Here is a 24,955-nt window from a genome sequence, read left to right as displayed (position 1 = left end):
GTCATTATAATGACGTCATCGCTAAATGCTACGTTATCCGTTGATTATCCTGCGACGTGGGTGAATATTTTTTGATAATCAGTCGCAGAAATGAATTTTTCCAGATGCGCGACCAGCTCAGTCAGCCCCTGCTCATCTTCAACAGTGAAGCGAGACCGGGCCGTACTATCGATGTCAAGAACGCCGATAACCTGATTATCCACCCGCAACGGAAAGACAATTTCCGAATTACTGGCGGCATCACAGGCAATATGTCCGTCAAAGGCGTGAACATCTTCTACCCGCTGCACGCGATTCTGCGCAACGGCGGTGCCGCATACGCCACGTCCCACCGGAATACGCACGCAGGCCAGCTTGCCCTGAAACGGGCCAAGAACCAGCGTATCGCCTTCCAGCAGATAAAAACCGGCCCAGTTCACTTCTGTCAGCCGCTCGAACAACAGCGCGCTGGTATTTGAAATCATCGCCAGAAAGCTGGTTTCACCTGCCATTAATGCCTGAAAATCGCGGTTCAAATCCGCGTAGAATTCTTGTTTGTTCATTGTTTAATCACTTGGTTGTCTTACTACCTTACACTTACAGCCTACTAAAATAAGCTTTAAATGCATTCATGCTCAAGATGAATTCATTCCTGAGTTAAGATAGAGAGATACTCTCATTTACGTATGTTATAGATGCCACTAAAAACCCCCCGGATAACGCCAGCGAAAAAGATCGTCGTGCATGCGATTAGCGCGCCCGTTCCTCACGCACACTATCAACGCTGCGCCCAGTGCGACATGTTATTTCGCTTGCCGGTCCTTAAGAGGAATCAAAGCGCCTGGTGCCCTCGCTGCAACGCCAAAGTACGCGATGGTCGCGACTGGTCTCTTACCCGGCTGGGGAGTATGGCTATTACCATGTTGCTGTTGATGCCTTTTGCCTGGACCGAGCCGCTTCTGCGTTTGCATCTGCTGGGCGTGCGTATTGACGCTAACGTACTTCAGGGCATCTGGCAAATGACCGGCCAGGGCGATCCGCTGACAGCAGCGATGGTGCTATTTTGCGCGATCGTCGCACCGGTTCTTCTGGTTGTCTCCATCGCCTATCTGTGGCTAGGAAACGTGCTGGGAATGAACCTGAGGCCGGTACTGCTGATGCTGGAGCGACTCAAAGAGTGGGTGATGCTGGATATTTACCTTGTCGGCATCGGCGTTGCCTCTATCAAGGTGCAGGATTATGCGTTCTTGCAGCCCGGTATTGGGCTTATCGCATTTGTCGCGCTCACGCTGCTCAGCATCCTGACGCTCATCCATCTGAACGTCGAAGAGCTGTGGGAGCGTTTTTATCCTGAGCGCCCGGCGCTACGGCCGGACAACAATTTACAGGTTTGCCTGGGCTGCCATTATACCGGACATCGTGACTCTCGCGGTCGTTGCCGCCGCTGCCACACGCCTCTTTACCACAGAAGGCCTCAGAGTCTGCAAAAGAGCTGGGCGGCGCTAATTGCCTCGATTGTTTTTTTAATCCCGGCAAATCTGCTGCCGATATCGATTATCTACGTTAACGGCGCGCGCCAGGATGACACAATCCTTTCCGGCATCATGTCGCTGGCAAATAGCAACGTCGCAATCGCCGGAGTGGTTTTTATCGCCAGCATTCTGGTTCCATTCACTAAAGTTATTGTATTGTTTACGCTGCTGGTCAGCATACAATTCAAGTGTGAACAGGGGCTACGAACCCGTATCCTGCTGCTGCGGCTGATAACCTGGATCGGCCGCTGGTCAATGTTGGATCTTTTTGTCATTGCATTAACCATGTCGCTAATTAACCGCGATCAGCTCCTCGCGTTTACGATGGGGCCCGCCGCGGTCTATTTTGGTGCCGCGGTAATATTAACTATCCTTGCTGTTGAATGGCTGGACAGCCGCTTACTTTGGGACGCACATGAGTCAGGAAACGCCCGCTTCGCCGACTGAAGCCAAAATCAAAACCAAACGCCGCATCTCGCCTTTCTGGCTGCTGCCGGTCATTGCGCTCATGATTGCCAGCTGGCTCATCTGGACCAGCTACCAGGATCGCGGAACCACGATTACCATCGACTTCCAGTCGGCCAATGGTATCGTTCCTGGGCGCACGCCTATTCGCTACCAGGGGGTAGAGGTCGGTACGGTAGAGACTATCTCGCTAAGTAAAGATCTGAGTAAGATAGAAGTTTCGGCTAGCGTCAAAGGCGATATGAAAGATGCGCTGCGCAAGGATACGCAGTTCTGGCTGGTGACGCCGAAGGCTTCTCTTGCCGGCGTTTCAGGCCTTGATGCGCTGGTTGGCGGTAACTATATCGGCATGATGCCCGGCCAGGGCGATCCGGAAGATCACTTTGTCGCCCTCGATACCCAGCCGAAATACCATATCAATAACGGCGAGCTGATGATCCACCTTAAATCGGCGGATTTAGGCTCGTTAACCAGCGGTTCGCTGGTCTATTTCCGTAAAATTCCGGTGGGTCGGGTTTATGACTTCGCCATTAATCCAAACAACCAGGGCGTCACTATTGATGTTCTGATTGAACGCCGGTTCACCAATCTGGTGAAAAAAGAGAGTCGATTCTGGAACGTTTCCGGCGTGAAGGCGGATGTCAGCTTAAGCGGGGCAAAAGTCCAACTGGATAGTCTTTCCGCACTGGTTAATGGCGCCATCGCCTTCGATTCTCCTGATAATTCTCCGGAAGCTCAGCAGAACACCGATTATCACCTGTATGAAGATCTGGCCCACAGCCAGCGCGGCGTGTTGGTTAAACTAGACCTTCCCGATGGCGCGGGCCTGAAAGCAGGTTCGACGCCGCTGATGTATCAGGGTCTGGAGGTCGGTCAGCTCAGTAAACTTAATCTCAATCCCGATGGGAAAGTGACGGGTGAAATGACCGTCGACCCGAGCGTCGTCAGCCTGCTGCGCGAGAAGACGTTAATTCAGATGAAGAAGCCGAAAATCTCTCTGGATAACCCCAGCGTCAGCGCCCTGCTGACCGGTACAACCTTTGAGCTGGTACCGGGCGAAGGTGAACCCCGCAGCCAGTTTGTGGTTCTGCCTGCCGATAAATCTCTGCTCGAAGAGCCAGATGTCGCAACCGTCACGCTCACCGCGCCGGAAAGCTACGGTATCGATGCCGGGCAGCCGTTGATTCTGCACGGCGTCCAGATAGGACAAGTGCTGGAACGCAAGCTGAATACCGATGGCGTCACCTTCCAGGTCGCGGTGATGCCGGAGTACCGTTCGCTGGTTCGCGGCGACAGTAAATTTGTGGTCAACAGCCGTATTGATGTCAAAGTTGGCATTGACGGCGTGCAGTTCCTCGGTGCCAGCGCCAGCGAATGGGTCAACGGCGGGATCCGCATTATTCCGGGCGACAAAGGGGCGATGCAAAGCCGTTATCCGCTATATGCGAATCAGGAAAAAGCGCTGGAAAACAGCATGAGCGATCTGCCGACCACCACGCTTAGCCTCTCAGCAGAAACGTTGCCGGACGTGCAGGCAGGCTCCGTGGTGCTGTATCGTAAATTTGCCGTGGGCGAAATCATCACCGTTCAGCCACGTAAAGATGCCTTTGAGATCAATATCCATATCAAACCGGAGTATCGCCATCTGCTGACCAGCAACAGCGTGTTCTGGGCCGAAGGCGGTGCAAAAGTGCAACTTAACGGCAGCGGTCTGACGGTTCAGGCTTCCCCGCTCTCCCGCGCGCTGAAAGGCGCCATTAGCTTTGATAACCTGAGCGGTGCCAGCGCCAGCGCACGTATCGACAACAAACGCGTGCTGTATGCCTCAGAAACCGCCGCCCGCGCGGTGGGTGGCCAGATAACCCTGCACGCCTTCGACGCCGGTAAAATTGCCGAAGGGATGCCGATTCGCTATCTGGGGATTGATATTGGCCAGATCCAGTCGCTGAATTTAATTACAGCTAAAAATGAAGTGCAGGCGAAAGCGGTTCTCTACCCGGAATACGTCAATACCTTTGCCCGCGCCGGGACGCGTTTCTCGGTGATCACCCCGCAGATTTCCGCGGCGGGCGTCGAGCATCTGGATACCCTCTTCCAGGCCTATATCAACGTGGAACCGGGCCGCGGTTCACCGCGACGTGATTTCGAAATTCAGGAAACCACCATTAGCGATTCACGTTATATCGACGGCCTGAGCATTATCGTCGAAGTGCCCGAAGCGGGTTCACTGGGTATCGGTACGCCGGTGCTGTTCCGCGGCCTTGAAGTCGGCACCGTAACCGGGCTGATGCTCGGCTCAATGTCAGACCGCGTGATGGTACAGTTGCGTATCAGTAAGCGTTATCAGTATCTGGTGCGCAACAACTCGGTGTTCTGGCTGGCTTCCGGCTATAGCCTTGACTTCGGTCTGATTGGCGGCGTGGTGAAAACCGGTACCTTTAATCAGTTTATTCGCGGCGGCATCGCTTTCGCTACGCCGCCGGGTACGCCGCTGGCGCCAAAAGCGCAGGACGGTAAACACTTCCTGCTGCTGGAAAGCGAACCGAAAGAGTGGCGCGAATGGGGCACCGCCCTGCCGCGTTAACGCTGAAGGCTCCGGTGTCCGACGCCGGAGCCTTTGTGGTAAACTGCGTACCCTTTTTTGTTGTGGTGCGCTCCCCGTGGCTCAAAACGCTGTCTATCTTCCTGAAGAATTCCTCGCTCAAATGCGTGCGGCCATGCCGACGCATCTCTCTTTCGATGACTTTATCGCCGCCTGCCAACGCCCGTTGCGTCGAAGTATTCGCGTTAATACGCTGAAAATCACCGTCGCAGACTTTTTGCGGCTGGTCGCTCCTTACGGTTGGCAGTTGACGCCGATTCCATGGTGTGCGGAAGGTTTTTGGATCGAGCGCCAAGATGAAGACGACCTGCCGCTGGGCAGCGCGGCGGAACATCTCAGCGGGCTGTTTTACATTCAGGAAGCAAGCTCGATGCTGCCTGTCGCCGCACTGTTTGCCGATGGTGGAACGCCGCAGCGAGTCATGGATGTTGCCGCCGCACCGGGCTCCAAGACAACGCAGATCGCCGCGCGGATGGGCAATGCAGGTGGGATCCTGGCCAATGAGTACTCCGCCAGCCGGGTTAAGGTCTTGCACGCTAATATCAGCCGTTGCGGGATCAGCAACGTGGCGCTGACTCATTTCGATGGCCGGGTCTTCGGTGCTGCACTGCCGGAGTGTTTTGACGCCATCCTGCTCGACGCCCCCTGCTCCGGCGAAGGCGTGGTGCGTAAAGACCCCGATGCGTTAAAAAACTGGTCGTCGGAAAGCAACGATGAAATCGCGATGACCCAGCGCGAGCTTATCGAAAGCGCCTTCCACGCGCTGCGCCCCGGCGGTACGCTGGTCTACTCCACCTGTACCCTGAACCGGCAAGAAAATGAAGATGTGGTCAATGGACTGTTAGCGCGCTATCCGCAGGCGGCAGAAGTATTGCCTCTCGGCTCGCTGTTCCCGCAGGCCGGCGAAGCGCTAACTGCAGAGGGATTCCTGCACGTGTTCCCGCAAATTTTCGATTGTGAAGGCTTCTTCGTCGCCTGCTTACGTAAAACGGTATCGATAGATCCGCTGCCAGCACCCGGTTATAAAGTCGGGAAATTCCCCTTCACACCGCTTAAAAACCGCGAATCTGCCGCCGTCACTGCCGCCGCTGCTGCCGTAGGTCTGCGCTGGGGCTCCGACCATACGCTCTGGCAGCGTGACAAAGAAATCTGGCTATTCCCTCAGGCGCTCGAAGCGTTGTTCGGCAAAGTGCGCTTTTCCCGCATCGGGATCCGTCTCGCCGAAACCCACAACAAAGGCTACCGCTGGCAGCACGAAGCGGTGATTGCCCTTGCCGCACCAACCGCACCTTTTGAATTAACTGAGACCGAAGCAGAGGAGTGGTACCGCGGTCGTGACGTCTATCCTGAAGCGCTCCCGCAGCAGGACGATGCTATCGTCACATTTCAGGGCGCACCGTTGGGGTTGGCGAAAAAAGTGGGATCGCGTTTAAAAAACAGCTATCCCCGCGAGCTGGTCCGCGATGGAAAGCTGTTTAGTAGCAAAGCGTGATGGCGCACCAAAAAACAGCATTTTTTCACTGGCGCTTTACGCCCGGTTGTCTACGCTGAAAAATGTCGGCCTTAACTGGTCGTACCACAATTCAGCAGACAAACGGGGTGAATTTATGAGCAAAACCAGCGTACGTATCGGCGCGTTTGAGATAGACGACGCCGAACTGCACGGCGAACAGCAGGGAGAGCGAACGTTAAGCATTCCCTGCAAATCCGATCCGGATTTATGTATGCAGCTTGATGCGTGGGACGCAGACACCAGCGTACCCGCCATACTTGATGGTGAACATTCCGTCCTCTACCGTAAGCACTACGACAGCCAGTCCGATGCCTGGGTCATGCGCCTTGCCTGACTCAAATGAACCCGTCGCCTGAGACGGGTTATTTATTTCCCCGCTTTTCTGACATCTCCTACACTTAATCGTATGTTTTTCAGGATATGAGGACAGGATGTTTGCCTTAGTGCTGTTTATTTGTTACCTGGACGGGGGCTGCGAAGATATCGTCGTGGATATTTACGATAATGAGCGGCAATGTACCCGGGCAATGGACGACCAGCGGATACGCCACGGCGGCTGCTTTCCGGTAGAAGATTTTATAGATAGCTTCTGGCTTCCTGCCCGCGAATATAGCGACTTTTAATGAGTTAACTGTAGCGCTACCAGCGTTAGCTCCCCGCCAAACACCGCGCCTGTATCAATATAGTGCTGGTTATCACTGTCATAACGCCGTTTGAGCGGCGTATGGCCAAACCAGAAATGGTCGGCGCCGTCGATAGCACCATGATGACCAGCAAAGTGATCGGTGAGGCGCTGGCGGTTCCATAACACCTGATGCTCATCCACCGCTTGCTGCCAGCCGTAAACCGCTGAGGGGTAATCAGCATGAGCAATCACATGCACGTCTTCCCCGCTAAGAAGTTCAATAATCAGCGGCAGGTGACGGCAGCGGGCAATAAGCCTTGCGAGATGCTGCTGTTGATCCACAGAGCGTTGCGTATACCAGCTTCCGCCGTTCATCCCCCACAGCATCATGTCGCCGCCAGCAAGCGCCTCCAGCGCCATCTGTTCGTGGTTGCCCCGCACCGCGTAAAACCAGCGATAGCGCAGTAAATCCAGACACTCCGCGCTTTGCGGCCCGCGATCGATAAGATCGCCCACCGAGAGAAGCAGGTCCTGATAAGGGTCAAATCTACGCTCGCGAAGCGCTGTCATAAGCTGTGCGAAGCAGCCGTGCAGATCGCCAACTAACCAGATATTACGCCAGGCGGCACCATTAATACGCTGATACATATTTCGTCCTCCTGGCATAATTATAGGAAAATTCGCACATCTCAACGCCCGAAAAATTAACACCTCAATCAATGATAAACAAAAGCCAAATATAGTCCGCCAGGGCATTAAGCTCCCTACGATATATCCATAGAATAGAGGCGAGATAATAACGAGGTATTCATCGTGACGGATAACAGCCTGCATTCAGACGGGATAGTTGAGCAACGCCAAAATCTTATTACCGACCTGGTTTTGGGCCGACTCACCCCCGCGCCTATCTGGCAAAAACGTAATTACCGGCTTAAGTTTTTGCTGCGCACGGCATTATTCTATGCACCAACGCGCAGCATGCTGGAGAGCCTGTCGGCGCGCGCAGACTTTAATCAGTTGCTGTCCGCTCAGGTGACGCTGCCGGGCAAGGTTCATCGCCAGTATTTAACTCGCGGGTTAAACGCCAGCCAGCGGGCGCAGGCCATTATTAGCCACTACCAGTTTGTCGACTCGCTGGGCAGCTCTCGTTTTGCAACCGCAATGACCTCGGCTAAAGAGATGCCGCTACTGGAGCTGACCGGCAAAGATGACCGTCGGTTTACGCTATTCGCTTCCTCAGCGGGTAAAGCCGAACGTGAGGGAGAGACCACCCTGTGGCTACGCGATAGCGATGACACCACGCTGGCGAGCGCCACCTTTAGCGTCACTCGCCAGCAGGAACAATGGCAGTTAACCATCGGTGGTCTTCAGGGGCCGCGTAGCAATATCTCGCACGAGACGATCAAACGCGCAACTCGCGCCTGCTATGGGCTGTTTCCGAAGCGTTTACTGCTGGAGTTCATCTGGCTACTTGCCGCGCATTGCGATATTCAGGGCATTTACGGGGTGAGCGATAACGGCCACGTATTCCGCGCGCTGCGCTATCGTCTGAGCAAAGGACGCCACTTTCATGCCAGCTATGATGAGTTCTGGCAATCAATTGAAGGTGTTGCTGACGGAGCCTGGCGCTGGCGTTTACCGCTACGGCTGGAACGGAAAAGCCTGGAGAGCGTTGCCAGTAAAAAACGCGCCGAATACCGCCGCCGCTTCCTGCTGCTGGATGATATGGCCTCCCAGGTGACGACGCTCATGAGTTAATTTTCACGCTATTTACCGACAAAATTAACGCCGTTTAGCATAGCGGCGTTTGCAACGTCTACAGTATTTTCGTTACTATCACGGCTTCGTTGCACTCCTCATGGACGGCTATTGAAGTTATGAGTAAAACAGAAATACTCCTGTCAGCTATCCTGTTGATTATTTTAGTTGCTGCGATTTGGTTTATTTTTAGCGACGAAATATGGGTTTTAGTGAGCGCTATCGAAACCTGGCTGTACCCCTCGCTTGTAGCGCCTGAATAAATGCTTCGCCATTATTTTTAGCCTAACAAGCCTTCCTCTCGCCCCTCAATCAATAAACAGAAATAATCTATAACAAATAAAATCAAAGAGCCTTTTTCTCATCATTTCATTTATCATACAAATGTATATACTTAGCCACTTCCGATGTGGCCCGTAAACTTCACCTGCACTATGGGCCTGATTTTGTGCAGGTGTTTTCTTCCTCGCTGCTGTTGCGACAACGCCTCCCACGTCCATTCCTGAGATCCTGTCCAGTTTTTTTATTTTAAAATTTGCACCCGATCGGGGTTTTAAAAAAATTTACCCTATTTCCCTCATTCGTTACAGAACAAAGAAAAAACAAAAAACCAACATAAAATTAACAACAAGAATTAAAAATCAATTAAATGGCAATAAAACAACATAAGTAACCATTAAAACAAATAAAACCAGTTAATAATACAAAATTACACTTATTTCAAAGGAGTAGTTATACGTTAATCAACTAAACCGGAGCGCATGTTCGGTGATAAAAGCATAAAGCTCCATCGTTGTTTTTCTTTCGCGGCTTTCCTTCAAGAGGTTCTCCATGAACGTCAAAACGATATCGCGCAGTGTCTTAGGCGGCTTATTGAGCGCAGTAGTTATCATTCAGCCATCTTTTGCCGCGAGCACGCTAAGCGGTCAGATTGGCGTTCAGCTTACGCTTGGTAGCGGATGCAGGGTGTCGAATGGTTCCAGAGAGGGAGAACTTAATAAGTGGGGGAACATCAATTTTGGCGCCTACGGCGACTTAGCTAACTCCATTGATGCCGGAATGGTCGGCAGCGGTGGAACCACCGCAGTCTCCATCGCCTGTACTGCGGATCTGCAATCAACGCTGACGCTGGATGGCGGCCAGCAAGGGTCCGGAGATCTTCGTTATATGAAAAATACAACGGGTCCTGCGCTAATTGCCTATCACCTGTACTCCGATGTGGGTCGTAATAACGAAATCCTGCCAGATGGTAGTATCGCTATCACCGGAACCGGCAGCCCGCAAGAAATCCCTATTTTTGCGCGTATCCGCCCTGAAGATCAGGATACCCCTACCGCTGGCGACTACAGCGACATCGTCACCGCGACGTTAACCTGGTAACGACATAAGGGAAATGGGCGTCATGCTTCGACCAATGTGGCTTACATTATTTCTGCTTTTTGCCTCGGGCGCCCATGCAGCCACTGCCCAGAAGACGTTTAAAGTCTCCGCACAGATAACCGCAGGCTGTGCGCTTGGCGCAGGAGACGGCTCCCAAACGACGGATTTCGGCACCTTGAGTTTCGGCACCATGTCATCGCTCTACAGCAATGTTGATGTCGCCAGTACGCCAGGCGCGGGGTCGATTATCGTAACCTGCACGCCAGGCACCGCTATTTCAATCGCTCTCGACTATGGCGTTAACGGTGGCTCCGCAGCCCAGCGTTATATGTCGAACGGCGGCGGTAATACCCTTGCGTATCAGCTTTATCAGGATAGCAACCGTGCTACCGTATGGGGTAACAGCGCGCAGGCCTTAAGCATCGCATCATTTCCGAGCACCACGCAAACCTACACGGTTTATGGCCGCCTTTTTGCAACGAATGGCTTCCCGGCGGTGGGCTCTTATACCGACACGGTCACCGTCACGCTGACCTATTAGATAATGCACAGGTTAACTATGACTCGCTGTAGATTTGCGCTGTTTTTATTCGCTTTATCCACCCCAGTTTCCGTTCTGGCCGCCAGTTCCGTTCTGGTCTGGCCGATATTTCAAACAATCGAAAGCCACGAAAAAGGTTCTGAGCTGTGGCTGGAGAATCGCGGCAACACGCCGGTTAATTTACAGCTGCGCGTTTTTTCCTGGGATCAAAAAACGTCATCCGATATCTATGCCGATCAAAACGATGTCGTCGCCAGCCCACCCTTTACCACGGTTGCGCCGGGACAACGCCAGTTGGTACGACTGATGCGCGTTGTTCCCGTCGCGAATGGAAAAGAAAAATCCTACCGCATCGTTATTGATGAGATCCCTCCTGCGCAACCGGCAGTACAAACAGATAAAAACTCCGCAGGGCTGAGAATGCGCATGCGCTATGTCCTGCCGCTGTTTACCTATGGACAAGGCATAACGCCGCTAAAGAACGATGGCTCAGTCGAAGCGGTCAGGACAACGCTGCGCTGGTCACTTTCCCAGCAGAATAGCCGTCAGGCGCTTTGCATCGACAATACCGGCAATCAACACGCCCGACTTAGTTCGGTTTACTGGGCAAACGCCAGCGGTAAGAGTCAAATTTCTCAGGCTAACGGCCTTCTTGGTTACGTACTGGCGCAGAAAAAAAACTGTTTTCCGACCGCAGGCAAATCTGCGGTTCCGTCAGGGATGCATCTGTTTGCTAAATTAACCGATAACGGTCAGGCGGTGGAAATTCCGGCGAATCGTTAAGCATGAGAGACCTGAGAAGGACTGCCTTCGGAGGACTGCTGACAATGGCTTCGGTATCGGCCTGCGCCGCTACCTATAATTCACTGCCTGCACCAGCAGCATCGTACAGCGAAAAGCAAGAGTATGAGCTGTATCTCGGCCTGGCGGTAAACGGCAATGTCCTCGCGAGCGCCGTTCCGGTAAAGGTTATCGCAGGTCACTATTGGGTCGCAGCCAGCGTTTTACGGCAATCGCATATTCCTCTACAGACCAACGATGCGCTGGTTGATGTGACAGCGCTACCCTCGGTGAAAGTGGAATATGACCAGCCGGGGCAAATGCTCAATCTTCGGGTTCCGGACAATTGGCTCCCCGAGCAGCACATCGGGGGGACAGCAGGACAAAACTACCAGGCCGCGATTAGCAGTCCGGGAATTCTCTTTAACTATGACGCCTACAGCCTCTTTTCATCCTCTGGTACGCGGACCACCAGCACCTACACCGAAACGCGACTTTTCGGCCCGGCAGGTATCCTCTCCAATAATGCGGTAATCCGACAAAACTGGTCTTCAACAGGCTATGAGCAGCAGGGCTATATGCGCTATGACACCCTGTGGAAGTACAGCGATAGCGAGCGGATGATAAGCTATCAGGCAGGTGATGTTGCGAGCAACGCGCTCACCTGGAGCAGTTCCGTACGCATGGGCGGAATACGCGTGAGCCGCAACTTCAGCATTCGCCCGGATCTGGTGACCTACCCGTTATTGAACTTATCCGGCAGCGCGGCGGTCCCTTCAAGCGTTGATCTGTTTATTAACGGTTATAAAACCAGCTCCTCGCAAATCAATAGCGGCCCCTACACGCTGACCAACGTTCCCTGGATCAGCGGCGCAGGCGAAGCGACGGTCGTAACGACCGACGCTCTTGGTCGCCAGGTTTCCACCAGCATTCCTTTTTATGTTTCAAACACCCTGCTACGGGAAGGTCTAAGCGATTTTGATTTCACCGCCGGCGCCCTGCGCAACAACTACGGCGTCAAGAATGCTGATTATGGCAGCGGTGCGGTAAGCGGTATTTATCGCTACGGGTTAAACAACTGGCTAACCCTCTCGGCGCACACCGAAGACCGCAAAGGATTGACTAATGCCGGGATCGGCGGCGATATCGGCGTGGGTAATCTGGGGACCCTCAGCCTATCGACCAGCGCCAGCCGCAGCGAAGGAAATGGCAACCAGTTCACTGCAGGATACTCTTACTACGGCAACAGCTGGGGCGTGAACTATCAACATATTCAGCGCAGCGCCAATTATGACAACCTCAGCACTTACGGTTCCGTCACCGCGCTAAGCCGCCAGTCGGACCAGGCCACGCTGAGCCTGAACCCCTGGGGACGAGTGCTGGGCTCTTTCAGCATTGGTTATTTCGATATCAAAGCCCAAGACAATTCTCACACTCGCCTGATGAACCTCTCCTGGAGCCGCAGCCTGTGGAAAAGCAGCAGCTTCAGCCTGAGCGTAAATCGCGATCTGCAAGAAAATAGCTACGCCAGCATGCTGCAGGTCATCATCCCCTTCGATTCGCAAAGTTCGGTGCAGTTAAGCGGCCAGCGATCCAGCTCCGGTCAATGGGGAGAAAATATCAGTGTGAGTCGCTCTGCCCCTGCAGAAGGCGGATTGGGCTGGAACCTCGCCCATTCGGTTGGTGGTGCTAACTACAGCCAGGCGGATCTCACCTGGATCAACCGCGTGTCAACGCTGAGCGGGGGCTACTACGGCTCACGTGACGATCATCACAGCTGGTTTGAAGCCACTGGTTCGGTGGTGCTGATGGATAACAGTCTGTTCTTCGCCCGACAAATTAATGACGCTTTTATCGTTGTCTCCACCAGCAATTACCCGAATATTGCGGTTAATTATGAAAACCGCAAAGTCGGCGTGACGGATAAAAATGGTCACCTACTGATCCCCTGGGCTACGGCCTGGTACCCGGGAAAAGTCACCCTTGATACGCTTCCATTGCCAACGGACACCGAAGCCGTAACGGTGGAGAAGCGCATCGCCGTGCGCGAAGGCAGCGGCGCGCTGGTTGATTTCCCTGTTAACCGCGTTCGCTCGGCAACCATCACTTTTGTTGATGCTCAGGGGCAACCGCTACCAGTCGGTACGCCGGTCAAGGAAATCTTCAGCCAACAGCACAGTCTGGTGGGCTACGACGGCGTGGCCTGGTTTTCACATCTCACGCGAAAAAATAAAGTCACGATAAACGCCGGGGGACTGAGATGCAGTGTGCAATTCGAACTCCCGGAATCAACGCCGGTTCCGCAACGGATTGGCCCGGTTAGCTGTCACTAATAACAACGGAGATAACGTTGAAAAGCATTTTCTTTATATGTGCCGCGCTTCTTTTGCTGTCTCAATCGAACAGCGCCCGGGCTGCCTGCAACATCATACCCAGCACGCCCAGTATCGGCCCGGTCGATTCATTTACGCTCAACAGCGCGCCGCAGGGCGTCCTGGCAGGTGCAGGTTTTTACTGCTCTCCGGAGCTGGTAGCACTTAACTCAACCAACACGTTAACTGCAACCTTGTCTTCAACGAATCAGAGCAACGGCATTCCGCGACTGCTCAATGTCACGGGTGACGCCGTCCCTTATAGTATCTGCGTTGACTCATCATGCTCACTGGCCTATCAGAATGGCGGCGTGATTAGCTGGTCCAAAACAACGCTGCTGGATCTACTGGGTTTATTTAACTCAAGCGATGGCACCATGCCGCTCTACTTCAGAACCTCCCCGGGTGCAAACGTTCCTGCTGGTACCTATACCGATATATTAAAAATCACATGGGTGTATAGATTCTGCTACGTCGGGCTCGATGTACTGGGCATTAAGATATGTGTTCCGAATAACGGAACCCTGGTATCCACAGTGAATGTGTCGTTGCAGGTGACCAATTTTTGCTATATCGACAGCGCGCCGGAAGTCATATTTACCTCTGCCGCCCTGCCGGCCAGTTTTAGCGACTACAGCGGTCAGCTTTCCATCCGTTGCACTAAAAACGCGGCCTACACCGTAAACCTCACCAGCATCACCAACACCAGCGTCGGCGACTGGCGGCGGATGAGCCTGCCGCAACAGACGGCATGGCTGCAGTACCAGTTTTACCAGGCCAACGGCAGCGCCTGGACGGAGAGTAATAACCTCAGCGTCACCGGTTCCGGTACCGCGCAATCTGCAAACTACACGGTAAAGATTAACCCAGCGCAGAGTAACCAGCCTGCAGGAGCCTATACCGACACCATTCTGGTGACCGTCAACTACTGAAGCCGGCGGGCGATTTTTTTGTAAAAGAAATGTTTGGGAAATTATTGTTGTGGTATAAGAAAAAAGTCGCGAATAAAGCAGCATGGGATTTTGAATGGAATCTGCGGCGTTCTGAATAATATATAAAAAGAGACCGAACACGATTCCTGTATTCGGTCCAGGGAAATGGCTCTTGGGAGAGAGCCGTGCGCTAAAAGTTGGCATTAATGCAGGCTAAGTCGCCTTGCCTTATAAGAATAGTTTACCGTGTCAGGTTTTCCAGTCCGCGACAAAAGTGGACGAATATTTCCTGTCAAAATTGCAAATGCCAACAAAAAACCGCCGCTCCCGATAAGGGATGACGGCGGTTTTTTTCATGCAAATACAGCGGGATGCGGGAAGAGATCAGCAGAGTTTCTGCGCGCGCTCAATAAACGGCGCCAGGCTCATTTTTTGCCCCGGCCGCTGCGGATCGTCGATTTGGATCACAGAAATCGGCTGGGCATTGGTCTTACCGTCCTTCATCTGCTGCTCGGCGACGTCATTCAGCGGGTACTGCACCAGAGTACTGGGGTTAATGGCGAACAGCGCATTGCCCGGACGACAGGTCAACATCACCTCTTCACGGTTAAACGCCCAGTTCTCCTTACCCACCTCAAAGCGACTCACGGTAATGATCTGCGGAGCAGCCAGCGCAGCGCCAGAGCTTGCCAGTAACAACATTGTCAGAACGATTTTTTTCATGATTTAACCAATTTTTCAGTAAGGTTCCCAGGTGGCAAACAGGCTGACGGCAAATAACGCCAGCGCGCCCAGCACAATTTCAATCTGCGTTGTGCGCACAATTTGCAGTTCCGCCCGCGTTCCGCTTGCCGACATGCGTGGCACCAGAACATACCGGTTCACTAACGCAATTGCCACCATTGCCGCCACCAGCGCACATTTGAACAACAGCATCCGCCCCCAGGGTGAACTGGTGATAAGCCCGCCCTGGATAATCAACGCGTTCACCACACCGCTGGCGATGGTTCCGGCAACAGCCAGATGCCCGTAGCGCGAAAAACGCATCATGGTGTAAATAGCCGCTTCCCGCCAGCGCCCATGCGCCAGTCGTAGGCAGTAGATAAACGGCAGCAGGCCGCCGAACCAGCCGGCCACGCAAAACAGATGCACCGCATGGTTTGTCCGCTGCAGGGCGCCCAGCCAGCCTTCGTTCATCGCGGCATGACCAACGCCCGCCAGCAGCAGTATTTGGGCACACAGGAGGACCAGCAGGAGACGCCCCGGCCGTCGGGGTTTCAGCCACACAACCACCAGGGTCACGAAGGACAGCAAAATTTGCCACACCCACGCGCCGCCGAACTGCGTCCCGGCCACCGCTTGCCAGATAGCCGGCTGCCAGACGTCTGGCCAGCCGTCGCCCATCAATCCGCCCTGTGCCATCAACATCAGTAGCACAGATAGCGCGCTGACCAGCAGCAGATGACGCATTAGCGGATAAAAACGCTGCATGAGCAGGCGACGCAACGTCACCGGTGCCCACCATGCGCCGTAGAGCACGCAGCCGAAGGCAATCATCAGCGAGATGAAATGGATAAAGCGTAAGCTGATATACAATCCGCTAAGCATGGGATTACTTCACGGTAAAGGTGTATTGCCCTTTCGTCTTGTGGCCATCAACGGAAACCACGTGCCAGGCAACGGTGTACTCGCCTGGGGTTAACGCCTGCTCGACGGGCACCGTTAGCTGGGCCTTATTACTGTCGCTGCGGCTCAGTTTGCCAAGGGCGATCGTTTTCTGCTGCGGCCCGGTCAGGGTCACACCGCTAAACTGCGTTTCAATTCCTTCAGAGAAGTCCAGCGTCAGCGCCTGCGGTGAAACGTCCACTTCCGCACCAGAGGCGGGAAGCTGTTGTTGCAGGTGCGCGTGGGCAAAGGCGCCAGCGGTGGTCAGGCAGCCAGCAAGAAACAGGGACAGACGCAGCGCGCGTCCGGCGATGATTGGCATAGTCGTCATTCCTTTTTGTTATGTATGTAGCACAGAGAATAACCCTGTATAATGACGCAGTCGAGCTAAGCGTCTGAGACTTGCCTTTTTGCCGCGTACTGAGTAATTTTTGCGGCAATATTCGAGGAGAAACTGATGGAAAAGAACCTGGCTAAGATTTCCCAGGAGGAGATGGACAAAGTGAATGTCGATCTCGCCGCGGCGGGCGTTACCTTTAAAGAGCGCTACAATATGCCGGTTGTTGCCGACCTGGTTGAAAGAGAGCAGCCCGAACATCTGCGCGGCTGGTTTCGCGAACGCCTGATTGCCCATCGCCTGGCGTCGGTGTCGCTCTCTCGCCTGCCCTATGAACCGAAACAGAAATAATTCTCGTCCTCTGCGGACATCCGAGTTGGCAAGACCTGCGCATTCCATTACGCTGGGTTCTTTGGCCTGGAGCGAGCCATGCTGCGCGTAATCGATACAGAGACCTGCGGATTGCAGGGAGGCATTGTTGAAATCGCCTCAGTAGATATTGTTGACGGACAAATCACAAATCCCATGAGCCATCTGGTTCGCCCCGACCGCCCTATCAGCCCACAGGCGATGGCGATTCATCATATTACCGAAGAGATGGTTGCCGATAAGCCGTGGATCGAAGAGATTGTGCCGCTGTACATGGGCAGCCCGTGGTATGTCGCCCATAACGCCAGCTTTGACCGCCGGGTATTACCGGAAATGCAGGGGGAATGGATCTGCACCATGAAGCTGGCACGCCGCCTTTGGCCGGGGATAAAGTACAGCAATATGGGGCTGTATAAATCACGCAAGCTCAGCGTTGCCACGCCACCGGGCCTGCATCATCACCGGGCGCTATACGATTGCTATATCACCGCCGCCCTGCTGCTCGATATCATCAAAACGTCCGGCTGGTCGCCGGATGAGATGGTGACGATTACCGGGCGCCCGGCGCTGCTGTCCACCTTTAACTTTGGTAAATATCGCGGTAAACCGGTCTCTGAAGTTGCACAAAACGATCCCGGCTACCTACGCTGGCTGTTCAATAACCTGGACAGCATGAGCCCCGAGCTGCGCCTGACGCTTAAGCACTATCTCGGGGAGTAATCGGCCTTACACCTCCGCCTGGCCCGGCAGCGTCCCCTGCGCCAGGCCAATCAAAAACGCAAACTCCAGCGCCACCCCCTCATAGCTTTTGAAGCGCCCGGATTTACCGCCGTGGCCGGAATCCATATCCGTACACAGCAGCAGCAGGTTATCGTCGGTTTTCAGCTCGCGCAGCTTTGCCACCCATTTTGCCGGTTCCCAGTATTGCACCTGCGAATCATGCAGGCCGGTAGTCACCAGCAGATGTGGATATGCCTGCGCCAGGATTCCGTCATACGGGCTGTAGCTTTTCATATAGCGGTAATACTCTTCATCCTGCGGATTCCCCCACTCTTCGAACTCGCCGGTGGTCAGCGGGATTGACTCGTCGAGCATTGTCGTCAGGACATCGACGAAGGGTACCTGGGCCACCACGCCGTGGAACAGTTCAGGACGTTGGTTAATCGCCACGCCCATCAGCATGCCTCCTGCGCTGCCGCCCATGCCGTAGCACAAACGCGGGTCGCCGTAACCCTGCGCCAGCAGCGCATCGCAGACATCAAGATAATCGTTGAAAGTATTTTTCTTGCACAGAAACTTACCGTCTTCGTACCACTGCTGGCCCAACTCACCGCCGCCGCGAACATGGGCGATGGCGAACACAAAACCTCGATCGAGCAGGCTCAGGCGGCTGGCGCTAAAATCTGCATCCATGCTTGCGCCATAGGAACCGTAGCCGTACACCAGCAGCGGGCTGGCACCTTTGCGAAAATGTTCATGTCGGTAGACCAACGATACCGGGACTTCAACACCGTCGCGGGCTTTGATCCACAAATGCTCGCTGCGGTAATGACTGGCATCAAACCCTTTAACCTCCTGCTGTTTCAGCACCCGTCGCTCGCCGGTATTCATATCCAGTTCAAACAGTGTGTCCGGCGTGGTCATGGAGGAGTAGCCGTAGCGCAGACGGGAGGTTTCCGGCTCCGGGTTATAAGAGAGCCAGGTCACGTAGGCCGGATCGTCAAAGGCGATTCCCTGCGACTCTCCCGTCTTGCGGTTGATCTGCCGTAGGCTGGTGAGCCCACGCTGACGCTCCTCAACCACCAGCCAATCGGTAAACAGGGTAAAACCTTCCAGCATCACTTCGTTACGCGGGGGAATCAACGTCTCCCACTGCTGCTCATCGCGTAGCGCACTGCGGTAGAGGCCAAAGTTTTTACCCTCCCGGTTGGAACGCAGATAAAAGGCATGCTGATAGTGATCGAGGCTATATTCGTGATCTTTGCGTCGCGGTAGAAAACAAATCGGCTCGGCGTCGGTCATTTCTGCATTCAGCAACAGCACTTCGCTGGTGGTCGCGCTGGCCAGATAAATCACCACAAACTGCTGAGAGGTCGTTTTATGAACGCTGACGTAAAAGGTATCATCCTGCTCTTCATACACCATGATATCCGCACTGGTCGGCGTGCCCAGACGATGACGCCACACCTGATACGGCAGTAACGTGGTCGGGTGTTTACGTACGTACCACAGCGTCTGCGAATCGTTACTCCAGGCAAAATCTGGCGAGACGTTTTCCAGCACTTCCTGATATTCATCGCCATTGCCTAAATGATAGAAACGCAGGCTATACTGCCGCCGGGAGAGATAGTCTTCCGCCACCGCCATCAGGTTATTGTCGGGGGATACGCCTAAACCGCCGAGGGTGTAGAATTCGCTACCAGCCGCGCGCTGATTACCGTCGAGCAGCACGTCCCATTCATCCCACTCTTCTTTGAGCACCGACTGACGTTGATAAATGGCATACTCACAGCCCGGTTCATAAACCTGGCGATAGCGGTAGCCATTTTTACTGTAGGGCGCCGACACTTCGCGCGGCGGAATTCTGTCAATTATCTCCTTGAGTATCCTTTCCTGCAGGCTACTTTGTGAAGACATGACCTTTTTACCGTACTCATTTTCCTGACGCAGATAATCCAGCACTTCCGGCTGAGAGCGCTCGTCATCGCGCAGCCAGTAGTAATGATCACTTCGGGTATCGCCATGTAACGTCATGGCATGGGGGATCCGTTTGGCTTTTGGTGGCATCGGCTTATTCTTCTACGGCAAATATTGAGTACAAAAAGATATCAGGCTGCCTCAAAGCAGCCTGAAGGGTAACGTGACTACACAATATATAAGGGTGGCAAAAGTCGCCAGCGATGCAAGCGAAACGTGCGGATTTAGAGCGTAATGGCCTGTTTTTGCGCCTGAATGTCGCGTTCGATGTCTTCACGCACTTCCTGCGGCAGCTTAAGCGCCTCGCCGAGCGCATTCAGATAGCTGCGCTCCATAAAGTGGTCAATATCGATGACCGCGCAGCTGATGTAGTAAACCTCAAGCGCCTCTTGCTCACTGCCGATGCCCTGCGCCAGACGCTGCGGATCGAGAGGCAAAGCCAGCGCCCTGTCGATTAACACCCGCCCCTGCACATCAATATTTGCCGCACGCAGCTGCTCTTCAATGCTGGCCCGCTCGCGTTCGTCAATATGGCCGTCGCTTTTGGCGGCGAAGACCAACGCCATAATCAGTCGTTCACTGCGGGCATCAATCTCGGCGGGTGCGGGAGATTGCGCCTGGGTTGGGGCGGAATAAACGGGTTCCTGCGGCGCGCTGACGCGCATTTTCTGCTGATACTTATTCCACAACACGCTACCTGCAACCGCCCCACCACCGACCAGAAGCGCGCTGGTGCCGTATTTGGCTAACAGTTTGCGCGATGACTTGCTGGCAACCAGCAGCCCTGCTAAACCGCCAAGTGCGCCCGGTAGCAGTAAATTTTTGCCGCTTGGTTGAGAGTCAGATGAAGAAGACTGCCCCTGCTGACCCAGCAGAGACTGCAGTTGATTAAGCCAGTTAGACATACATTTCCTCGTTGCGCGATAAGCGATACCACCAGCCTAAACAACGCGACGTCAGGAAATGTTATTGATAGCTAAAGATGCGCAAATTTAGCGCCATAAAGATGCATCAGCGGATGCTTGCCGCCAGAAAACCCGGCGGCACAAAATGCACTCAGGCGGCTTTCACTTTGCGCGTTTTTGCCGGAACGTCAGCTTCAGATTCGGCGACGACCTCGGACCTGTTGTCATCTTCCGTCTGGATGGGCTGTTCATCAGTACTATCTTCAGCTTCCGGCAGTTTTCCCGAACGCAGAATATGATTTAGGGTGTCTTTACGCTCCGCCAGCCACATCGCCATACTATCGCGCTGGTCTTCGTCAAGAGTAAGCGGGCACTCAACCAGCCAGTCGTTCAATACTTCCGCCAGATCGAGCATTTTGTCATAAGCATCGGCCTCTTTTTTGCTGGCAAAAGACATTTTTTCCTCACCTTCACGAATCACCACATATTTAATTTCAACCGCCATGATGCAGCCCCTTTATACTGTATTTTTATACAGTATAACAAATTTTCACCTTGAACTCAAATTACGCATATATACCCTAAATAATTCGAGTTGCATCGCGGCGGCAACTAAGCGCATCCCCGGGAGCGTACAAATAGTACGTGACCGGGGTAAGCGCAGGCAGCCAACAAAGATGCGGCTTGAAGTATGAAGGGTATAAAGACATACGCAAACGTTTTCGTTTATAATGCGGCGCATGTTTTTTTACTGCGGAAGAGAGTTATGACTGTATTAGGTACGGCGCTGCGCCCTGCGGCAACAAAGGTAATGCTGCTAGGTTCCGGCGAACTGGGTAAAGAGGTGGCGATCGAATGCCAGCGCCTGGGAATTGAGACCATCGCCGTCGATCGTTACCCTGATGCTCCGGCGATGCAGGTAGCACACCGTTCACATGTCATTAATATGCTGCACGGTGAGACGTTGCAGGCGCTGATTGAACAGGAAAAACCTGACTTTATCGTGCCGGAAATCGAAGCCATCGCCACTGATACCCTCGTTGCGCTGGAGCAAGCCGGGCAAAAAGTCGTCCCCACCGCGCGGGCGGCAAAACTCACCATGAACCGTGAAGGTATCCGTCGCCTGGCAGCCGAAGAGCTATCGCTTCCAACTTCCGCCTACCGTTTTGCCGACAGCGAAGCCACATTCCGTGAGGCCGTTACTGAGATTGGCCTGCCGTGCATCGTCAAGCCGGTGATGAGTTCATCCGGCAAAGGCCAGAGCTTTATTCGCTCCAGCGAACAGCTGGCTGAAGCCTGGCAGTATGCGCAGCAAGGCGGGCGCGCCGGAGCCGGTCGCGTTATCGTTGAAGGCGTAGTGAACTTTGATTTTGAAATTACCCTGCTAACCGTGAGCGCCATGGACGGTGTGCACTTCTGCGCCCCGGTCGGTCATCGTCAGGAAGATGGCGATTACCGCGAATCCTGGCAGCCGCAGCAGATGAGCGATTTGGCGCTGGAGCGTGCGCAGGAAATAGCCCGCGAAGTGGTGCTGGCTCTGGGCGGTCACGGCCTGTTCGGCGTCGAGCTGTTTGTCTGCGGTGATGAGGTGATTTTTAGCGAAGTCTCGCCGCGCCCGCACGATACCGGCATGGTCACGCTGATTTCACAGGACCTTTCCGAGTTTGCCCTGCACGTCCGCGCCTTCCTCGGACTGCCGATTGGCGCGATTCGCCAGTACGGCCCGGCGGCCTCGGCAGTGATCCTGCCGCAGTTAACCAGCCAGAATGTCACCTTCAGCAATATTCAGTCAGCAGTCGGTGCAGGCCTGCAGCTGCGTCTGTTCGGTAAACCAGAAATTGACGGTTCGCGTCGTTTGGGCGTGACCCTGGCGATAGCCGATAACGTTGACGAAGCGGTAGCGCGCGCTAAAACGGCGGCTTCTGCTGTCGTGGTGGCGGGATAAAAAAACCCGGTCGTATGAGTACAGACCGGGCCTCAGGCAGGAGCGCGGAGATTACTTCGCGCCTTCCACCGCTTCACGAGCCAGTTTGGTGATACGGTCGTAATCACCGGCTTCCAGCGCATCCGCCGGCACCAGCCAGGAGCCGCCGATGCACAGCACGCTGTTCAGCGCCAGATAGTCACGATAGTTTGCCGGAGAGATGCCGCCAGTCGGGCAGAAGCGAATGTGCGCGAACGGGCCACCAATCGCCTGCAGCGCTTTTACGCCGCCGTTAGCTTCAGCCGGGAAGAATTTGAACTCTTTCAGGCCATACTGCATACCCAGCATCAGCTCGGACACGGTGCTGATCCCTGGGATCAACGGGATAGTACCTTCACCGGTCGCTGCTTTCAGCAAGGATTCGGTCAGGCCAGGGCTGATAGCAAACTGCGCGCCCGCTTCGGTCACTTCTTTCAGTTGCTCAACGTTGGTGACGGTACCGGCACCGACAATGGCTTCCGGAACTTCTTTAGCGATCGCGCGGATAGCGTCCATCGCACACTCGGTACGCAGAGTCACTTCCAGTACGCGTACGCCGCCAGCAACCAGCGCTTTCGCCATTGGCACAGCGTGTTCCAGCTTTTTCACCACGATTACCGGTACAACCGGGCCGGAGGTGAGGATTGCTTCTGCAGTTGTTTTCCAGTTTTTCATCAGATTTTCTCTCGCCAGATCTACAAATCGAATCGTCTTAAAAATTGATGCAGGTTGCGCCCTGTTCTGCTCCGGAGAGTTTCTCACGCAGCGCACCGAACATTTCCCGGCCGGTTCCTACACGCGAACCGCTCAGGTCAGGAATATGCGGCTGACGCGCAGCCAGCTCAGCGTCATCCACCAGCAGCGTTAGCTCGCCCGTCTGGCCATTAACGCGGATGACATCGCCATCGCGTACCTTCGCCAGCAGACCACCATCGTACGCTTCAGGCGTCACGTGGATTGCTGATGGAACTTTGCCTGACGCGCCGGAGAGTCGACCATCGGTCACCAGCGCGATTTTGAAACGGCGGTCCAATAATACACCAAGTGGCGGCATAAGTTTATGTAATTCTGGCATACCGTTCGCTTTTGGCCCCTGATGACGGACCACCACTACGCAATCTTTGTCCAGCAGCCCCGCTTCAAAGGCTGGCAGCACGTCGTGCTGGCTCTCGAAAACCACCGCAGGTGCTTCAATAATCTGGTTTTCAACCGGCACTGCGGAGGTTTTCATCACCGCGCGGCCGAGATTGCCGCTCAGCACTTTAGTCCCACCGTGGCGAGAGAATGGCTTTTCAAAAGTGGCGATGACCTGCTCATCCAGCGGCGCAGTTGCCCCTTCACGCCAGTCAAGTTCGCCGTTGTTGAGCCAGGGTTCCATGGTGTAGCGGGAGAGACCAAAACCGGCCACGGTGTTAACGTCTTCATGCAGCAGACCGCCTTTCAGCAGCTCGCGTACCAGTACCGGCACGCCGCCCGCCGCCTGGAAGTGGTTGATATCCGCCGGGCCGTTTGGATAGAGACGCGCCAGCAGCGGCACCACGTCTGAGAGGTCAGAGAAATCATCCCAGTTGATGATGATCCCCGCCGCCCGCGCCATGGCGACCAGGTGCATGGTATGGTTGGTGGAGCCACCGGTTGCCAGTAGCGCGACAATCCCGTTGACCACCACTTTTTCGTCAAACATTTTGCCCAGCGGCATCCATTCGTTACCGTTTCCGGTCAGGCGGGTCACCTGGCGAGCGGCGGCAGCGGTCAGCGCTTCGCGCAGCGGCGCATCAGGATGCACAAATGACGACCCAGGCAGTTGCATCCCCATAAACTCAACCACCATCTGGTTGGTGTTGGCGGTACCGTAGAAAGTACAGGTGCCCGGCGCATGGTAAGAAGCGGCTTCGGACTCCAGCAGCGCCATACGATCCACTTTTCCTTCCGCATAGAGCTGACGAATGCGCACTTTTTCTTTATTCGCCAGGCCGCTGGCCATCGGGCCGGATGGAACAAAGATGGACGGCAGGTGGCCAAACGACAGCGCGGCCATTGCCAGACCGGGGACAATTTTATCGCAGACGCCAAGATAGAGCGCACCGTCAAACATGTTATGCGACAAGCCAATCGCGGCAGACATAGCAATCACTTCACGGCTGAGCAGGGACAGTTCCATCCCATCCTGTCCCTGAGTCACGCCATCGCACATCGCCGGGACGCCACCGGCCACCTGCCCGACCGCGTTAGCGGAATGCAGCGCTTTGCGAATAACGTCAGGATAGTGCTCGTAAGGCTGATGTGCGGACAGCATATCGTTATAGGAGGTGATGATGGCAATGTTGTTACGCAGCATGCTTTTCAGCGAAGCTTTATCATCGGCCTGACAGGCAGCAAAACCATGGGCCAGGTTACCGCACGCCAGTTGGGCGCGATGAACGGTGTCACTCTTAGCCTGGTTAATCCGGGCGAGGTAGGCTTCGCGGGTATCGCGCGAGCGTTCGATAATGCGATTTGTTACCCGTAACATTTCAGAATTCATAAAGGCTCCTCAAATT

25 protein-coding genes are annotated in these 24,955 nt (G+C 54.4%); 15 read left to right on the top strand and 10 right to left on the bottom strand.

Annotated elements, in window-relative coordinates; genetic code table 11:
- Positions 1–44 precede the first annotated feature (44 nt).
- Entirely contained in the window at positions 45–542 is a 498-nt protein-coding gene (locus tag FN082_RS24090; RefSeq protein WP_139536297.1) for a GAF domain-containing protein, read from the bottom strand.
- A gap of 132 nt (positions 543–674) precedes the next feature.
- Here FN082_RS24090 and yebS point away from each other — a divergent pair, with 132 nt between their 5' ends.
- The 5 genes from yebS to FN082_RS24065 all read left to right on the top strand — a co-directional run bounded on the left by yebS (position 675) and on the right by FN082_RS24065 (position 6,714).
- A complete protein-coding gene (gene yebS / locus FN082_RS24085; RefSeq protein ID WP_139536298.1) occupies positions 675–1,958 on the top strand; it encodes a membrane integrity lipid transport subunit YebS in 1,284 nt (427 codons plus the stop codon).
- Positions 1,927–4,560 carry a PqiB family protein gene (locus tag FN082_RS24080; RefSeq protein WP_139536299.1) on the top strand — a complete coding sequence of 878 codons (2,634 nt, stop codon included), beginning with the start codon at positions 1,927–1,929 and terminating at the stop codon, positions 4,558–4,560. The genes yebS and FN082_RS24080 overlap by 32 nt, the downstream gene beginning before the upstream one ends.
- Before the next feature lie 76 nt (positions 4,561–4,636).
- Positions 4,637–6,070, top strand: a complete 1,434-nt coding sequence (gene rsmF, locus FN082_RS24075) for a 16S rRNA (cytosine(1407)-C(5))-methyltransferase RsmF (protein WP_142463037.1) — start codon at positions 4,637–4,639, stop codon at positions 6,068–6,070.
- A gap of 115 nt (positions 6,071–6,185) precedes the next feature.
- Positions 6,186–6,425 (top strand): YebV family protein, encoded by a 240-nt coding sequence (locus tag FN082_RS24070; RefSeq protein ID WP_139536301.1) that lies wholly within the window; start codon positions 6,186–6,188, stop codon positions 6,423–6,425.
- 97 nt (positions 6,426–6,522) lie between these two features.
- On the top strand, positions 6,523–6,714 hold the full coding sequence (locus tag FN082_RS24065; protein WP_110274283.1) for a YdfD/YebW family protein: 192 nt from the start codon (positions 6,523–6,525) through the stop codon (positions 6,712–6,714).
- On the opposite strand, the gene pphA is transcribed toward FN082_RS24065, so the two are convergent.
- Positions 6,711–7,364 (bottom strand): protein-serine/threonine phosphatase, encoded by a 654-nt coding sequence (gene pphA, locus FN082_RS24060; RefSeq protein WP_139536302.1) that lies wholly within the window; start codon positions 7,362–7,364, stop codon positions 6,711–6,713. The genes FN082_RS24065 and pphA overlap by 4 nt on opposite strands.
- Positions 7,365–7,529: 165 nt before the next feature.
- Here pphA and FN082_RS24055 point away from each other — a divergent pair, with 165 nt between their 5' ends.
- The 7 genes from FN082_RS24055 to FN082_RS24025 all read left to right on the top strand — a co-directional run bounded on the left by FN082_RS24055 (position 7,530) and on the right by FN082_RS24025 (position 14,479).
- Positions 7,530–8,474: a VirK/YbjX family protein gene (locus FN082_RS24055; RefSeq protein WP_139536303.1), complete on the top strand. Its 945-nt coding sequence runs from the start codon at positions 7,530–7,532 to the stop codon at positions 8,472–8,474.
- Between the two features lie 119 nt (positions 8,475–8,593).
- Entirely contained in the window at positions 8,594–8,737 is a 144-nt protein-coding gene (locus FN082_RS24050) for an Ecr family regulatory small membrane protein (RefSeq protein WP_142463039.1), read from the top strand.
- A gap of 568 nt (positions 8,738–9,305) precedes the next feature.
- Positions 9,306–9,854: a Csu type fimbrial protein gene (locus FN082_RS24045; RefSeq protein ID WP_142466224.1), complete on the top strand. Its 549-nt coding sequence runs from the start codon at positions 9,306–9,308 to the stop codon at positions 9,852–9,854.
- Between the two features lie 22 nt (positions 9,855–9,876).
- A complete protein-coding gene (locus tag FN082_RS24040; protein ID WP_139536305.1) occupies positions 9,877–10,395 on the top strand; it encodes a Csu type fimbrial protein in 519 nt (172 codons plus the stop codon).
- A gap of 18 nt (positions 10,396–10,413) precedes the next feature.
- The gene (locus tag FN082_RS24035; protein WP_142463040.1) at positions 10,414–11,178 is read left to right on the top strand and encodes a fimbrial biogenesis chaperone; all 765 of its coding nucleotides are present in this window, start codon (positions 10,414–10,416) and stop codon (positions 11,176–11,178) included.
- 2 nt (positions 11,179–11,180) lie between these two features.
- Positions 11,181–13,508, top strand: coding sequence for a fimbria/pilus outer membrane usher protein (locus FN082_RS24030; RefSeq protein ID WP_142982518.1), 2,328 nt, complete (start codon positions 11,181–11,183; stop codon positions 13,506–13,508).
- Positions 13,509–13,525: 17 nt separating this feature from the next.
- Positions 13,526–14,479 carry a Csu type fimbrial protein gene (locus tag FN082_RS24025; protein ID WP_142982517.1) on the top strand — a complete coding sequence of 318 codons (954 nt, stop codon included), beginning with the start codon at positions 13,526–13,528 and terminating at the stop codon, positions 14,477–14,479.
- A gap of 384 nt (positions 14,480–14,863) precedes the next feature.
- Here the strand turns inward: FN082_RS24025 and FN082_RS24020 are convergent, their stop codons facing one another.
- The 3 genes from FN082_RS24020 to yobA are packed head-to-tail and all read right to left on the bottom strand — an operon-like array spanning position 14,864 to position 16,466.
- Positions 14,864–15,202 carry a YebY family protein gene (locus tag FN082_RS24020; protein WP_185930295.1) on the bottom strand — a complete coding sequence of 113 codons (339 nt, stop codon included), beginning with the start codon at positions 15,200–15,202 and terminating at the stop codon, positions 14,864–14,866.
- Between the two features lie 15 nt (positions 15,203–15,217).
- A complete protein-coding gene (gene copD, locus FN082_RS24015; RefSeq protein WP_142982516.1) occupies positions 15,218–16,087 on the bottom strand; it encodes a copper homeostasis membrane protein CopD in 870 nt (289 codons plus the stop codon).
- 4 nt (positions 16,088–16,091) lie between these two features.
- Positions 16,092–16,466: a CopC domain-containing protein YobA gene (gene yobA / locus FN082_RS24010; protein ID WP_139536311.1), complete on the bottom strand. Its 375-nt coding sequence runs from the start codon at positions 16,464–16,466 to the stop codon at positions 16,092–16,094.
- A 135-nt stretch (positions 16,467–16,601) separates the two neighbouring features.
- Between yobA and FN082_RS24005 the strand changes: the two genes are divergently transcribed.
- Positions 16,602–16,832: a DNA polymerase III subunit theta gene (locus FN082_RS24005; protein WP_142982515.1), complete on the top strand. Its 231-nt coding sequence runs from the start codon at positions 16,602–16,604 to the stop codon at positions 16,830–16,832.
- A gap of 78 nt (positions 16,833–16,910) precedes the next feature.
- Entirely contained in the window at positions 16,911–17,570 is a 660-nt protein-coding gene (exoX, locus tag FN082_RS24000; protein ID WP_139536313.1) for an exodeoxyribonuclease X, read from the top strand.
- A 6-nt stretch (positions 17,571–17,576) separates the two neighbouring features.
- Here exoX and ptrB read toward each other — a convergent pair whose 3' ends face one another.
- From ptrB to FN082_RS23985, 3 genes are all read right to left on the bottom strand, one after another.
- Entirely contained in the window at positions 17,577–19,637 is a 2,061-nt protein-coding gene (gene ptrB / locus FN082_RS23995; protein WP_139536314.1) for an oligopeptidase B, read from the bottom strand.
- Positions 19,638–19,771: 134 nt separating this feature from the next.
- Positions 19,772–20,452 (bottom strand): tellurite resistance TerB family protein, encoded by a 681-nt coding sequence (locus tag FN082_RS23990; protein ID WP_139536315.1) that lies wholly within the window; start codon positions 20,450–20,452, stop codon positions 19,772–19,774.
- A 151-nt stretch (positions 20,453–20,603) separates the two neighbouring features.
- Positions 20,604–20,957, bottom strand: coding sequence for a YebG family protein (locus FN082_RS23985; protein ID WP_142982514.1), 354 nt, complete (start codon positions 20,955–20,957; stop codon positions 20,604–20,606).
- Positions 20,958–21,218: 261 nt separating this feature from the next.
- Between FN082_RS23985 and purT the strand changes: the two genes are divergently transcribed.
- A complete protein-coding gene (gene purT, locus FN082_RS23980) occupies positions 21,219–22,397 on the top strand; it encodes a formate-dependent phosphoribosylglycinamide formyltransferase (protein WP_142982513.1) in 1,179 nt (392 codons plus the stop codon).
- Positions 22,398–22,448: 51 nt separating this feature from the next.
- On the opposite strand, the gene FN082_RS23975 is transcribed toward purT, so the two are convergent.
- Together FN082_RS23975 and edd are read right to left on the bottom strand one after the other, a co-directional pair.
- Entirely contained in the window at positions 22,449–23,090 is a 642-nt protein-coding gene (locus FN082_RS23975) for a bifunctional 4-hydroxy-2-oxoglutarate aldolase/2-dehydro-3-deoxy-phosphogluconate aldolase (RefSeq protein ID WP_004103368.1), read from the bottom strand.
- Positions 23,091–23,127: 37 nt separating this feature from the next.
- Positions 23,128–24,939, bottom strand: coding sequence for a phosphogluconate dehydratase (gene edd, locus FN082_RS23970; protein WP_139536318.1), 1,812 nt, complete (start codon positions 24,937–24,939; stop codon positions 23,128–23,130).
- Between the last annotated feature and the right edge of the window lie 16 nt (positions 24,940–24,955).

Origin of the sequence: Klebsiella spallanzanii (assembly GCF_902158555.1) — a bacterium.
GTDB lineage: Bacteria > Pseudomonadota > Gammaproteobacteria > Enterobacterales > Enterobacteriaceae > Klebsiella > Klebsiella spallanzanii.
This window is presented reverse-complemented; position numbering and strand designations above follow the sequence as displayed.

Coding starts and splice junctions, on each gene's coding strand:
- yobA (WP_139536311.1), bottom strand. CDS start 16,466: ATGCCAATCATCGCCGGACGCGCGCTGCGTCTGTCCCTGTTTCTTGCT.
- purT (WP_142982513.1), top strand. CDS start 21,219: ATGACTGTATTAGGTACGGCGCTGCGCCCTGCGGCAACAAAGGTAATG.
- FN082_RS24065 (WP_110274283.1), top strand. CDS start 6,523: ATGTTTGCCTTAGTGCTGTTTATTTGTTACCTGGACGGGGGCTGCGAA.
- FN082_RS24070 (WP_139536301.1), top strand. CDS start 6,186: ATGAGCAAAACCAGCGTACGTATCGGCGCGTTTGAGATAGACGACGCC.
- FN082_RS23990 (WP_139536315.1), bottom strand. CDS start 20,452: ATGTCTAACTGGCTTAATCAACTGCAGTCTCTGCTGGGTCAGCAGGGG.
- FN082_RS24080 (WP_139536299.1), top strand. CDS start 1,927: ATGAGTCAGGAAACGCCCGCTTCGCCGACTGAAGCCAAAATCAAAACC.
- edd (WP_139536318.1), bottom strand. CDS start 24,939: ATGAATTCTGAAATGTTACGGGTAACAAATCGCATTATCGAACGCTCG.
- FN082_RS23985 (WP_142982514.1), bottom strand. CDS start 20,957: ATGGCGGTTGAAATTAAATATGTGGTGATTCGTGAAGGTGAGGAAAAA.
- FN082_RS24040 (WP_139536305.1), top strand. CDS start 9,877: ATGCTTCGACCAATGTGGCTTACATTATTTCTGCTTTTTGCCTCGGGC.
- FN082_RS24090 (WP_139536297.1), bottom strand. CDS start 542: ATGAACAAACAAGAATTCTACGCGGATTTGAACCGCGATTTTCAGGCA.
- FN082_RS23975 (WP_004103368.1), bottom strand. CDS start 23,090: ATGAAAAACTGGAAAACAACTGCAGAAGCAATCCTCACCTCCGGCCCG.
- FN082_RS24045 (WP_142466224.1), top strand. CDS start 9,306: ATGAACGTCAAAACGATATCGCGCAGTGTCTTAGGCGGCTTATTGAGC.
- exoX (WP_139536313.1), top strand. CDS start 16,911: ATGCTGCGCGTAATCGATACAGAGACCTGCGGATTGCAGGGAGGCATT.
- copD (WP_142982516.1), bottom strand. CDS start 16,087: ATGCTTAGCGGATTGTATATCAGCTTACGCTTTATCCATTTCATCTCG.
- FN082_RS24030 (WP_142982518.1), top strand. CDS start 11,181: ATGAGAGACCTGAGAAGGACTGCCTTCGGAGGACTGCTGACAATGGCT.
- FN082_RS24035 (WP_142463040.1), top strand. CDS start 10,414: ATGACTCGCTGTAGATTTGCGCTGTTTTTATTCGCTTTATCCACCCCA.
- FN082_RS24050 (WP_142463039.1), top strand. CDS start 8,594: ATGAGTAAAACAGAAATACTCCTGTCAGCTATCCTGTTGATTATTTTA.
- FN082_RS24020 (WP_185930295.1), bottom strand. CDS start 15,202: ATGAAAAAAATCGTTCTGACAATGTTGTTACTGGCAAGCTCTGGCGCT.
- FN082_RS24005 (WP_142982515.1), top strand. CDS start 16,602: ATGGAAAAGAACCTGGCTAAGATTTCCCAGGAGGAGATGGACAAAGTG.
- pphA (WP_139536302.1), bottom strand. CDS start 7,364: ATGTATCAGCGTATTAATGGTGCCGCCTGGCGTAATATCTGGTTAGTT.
- ptrB (WP_139536314.1), bottom strand. CDS start 19,637: ATGCCACCAAAAGCCAAACGGATCCCCCATGCCATGACGTTACATGGC.
- yebS (WP_139536298.1), top strand. CDS start 675: ATGCCACTAAAAACCCCCCGGATAACGCCAGCGAAAAAGATCGTCGTG.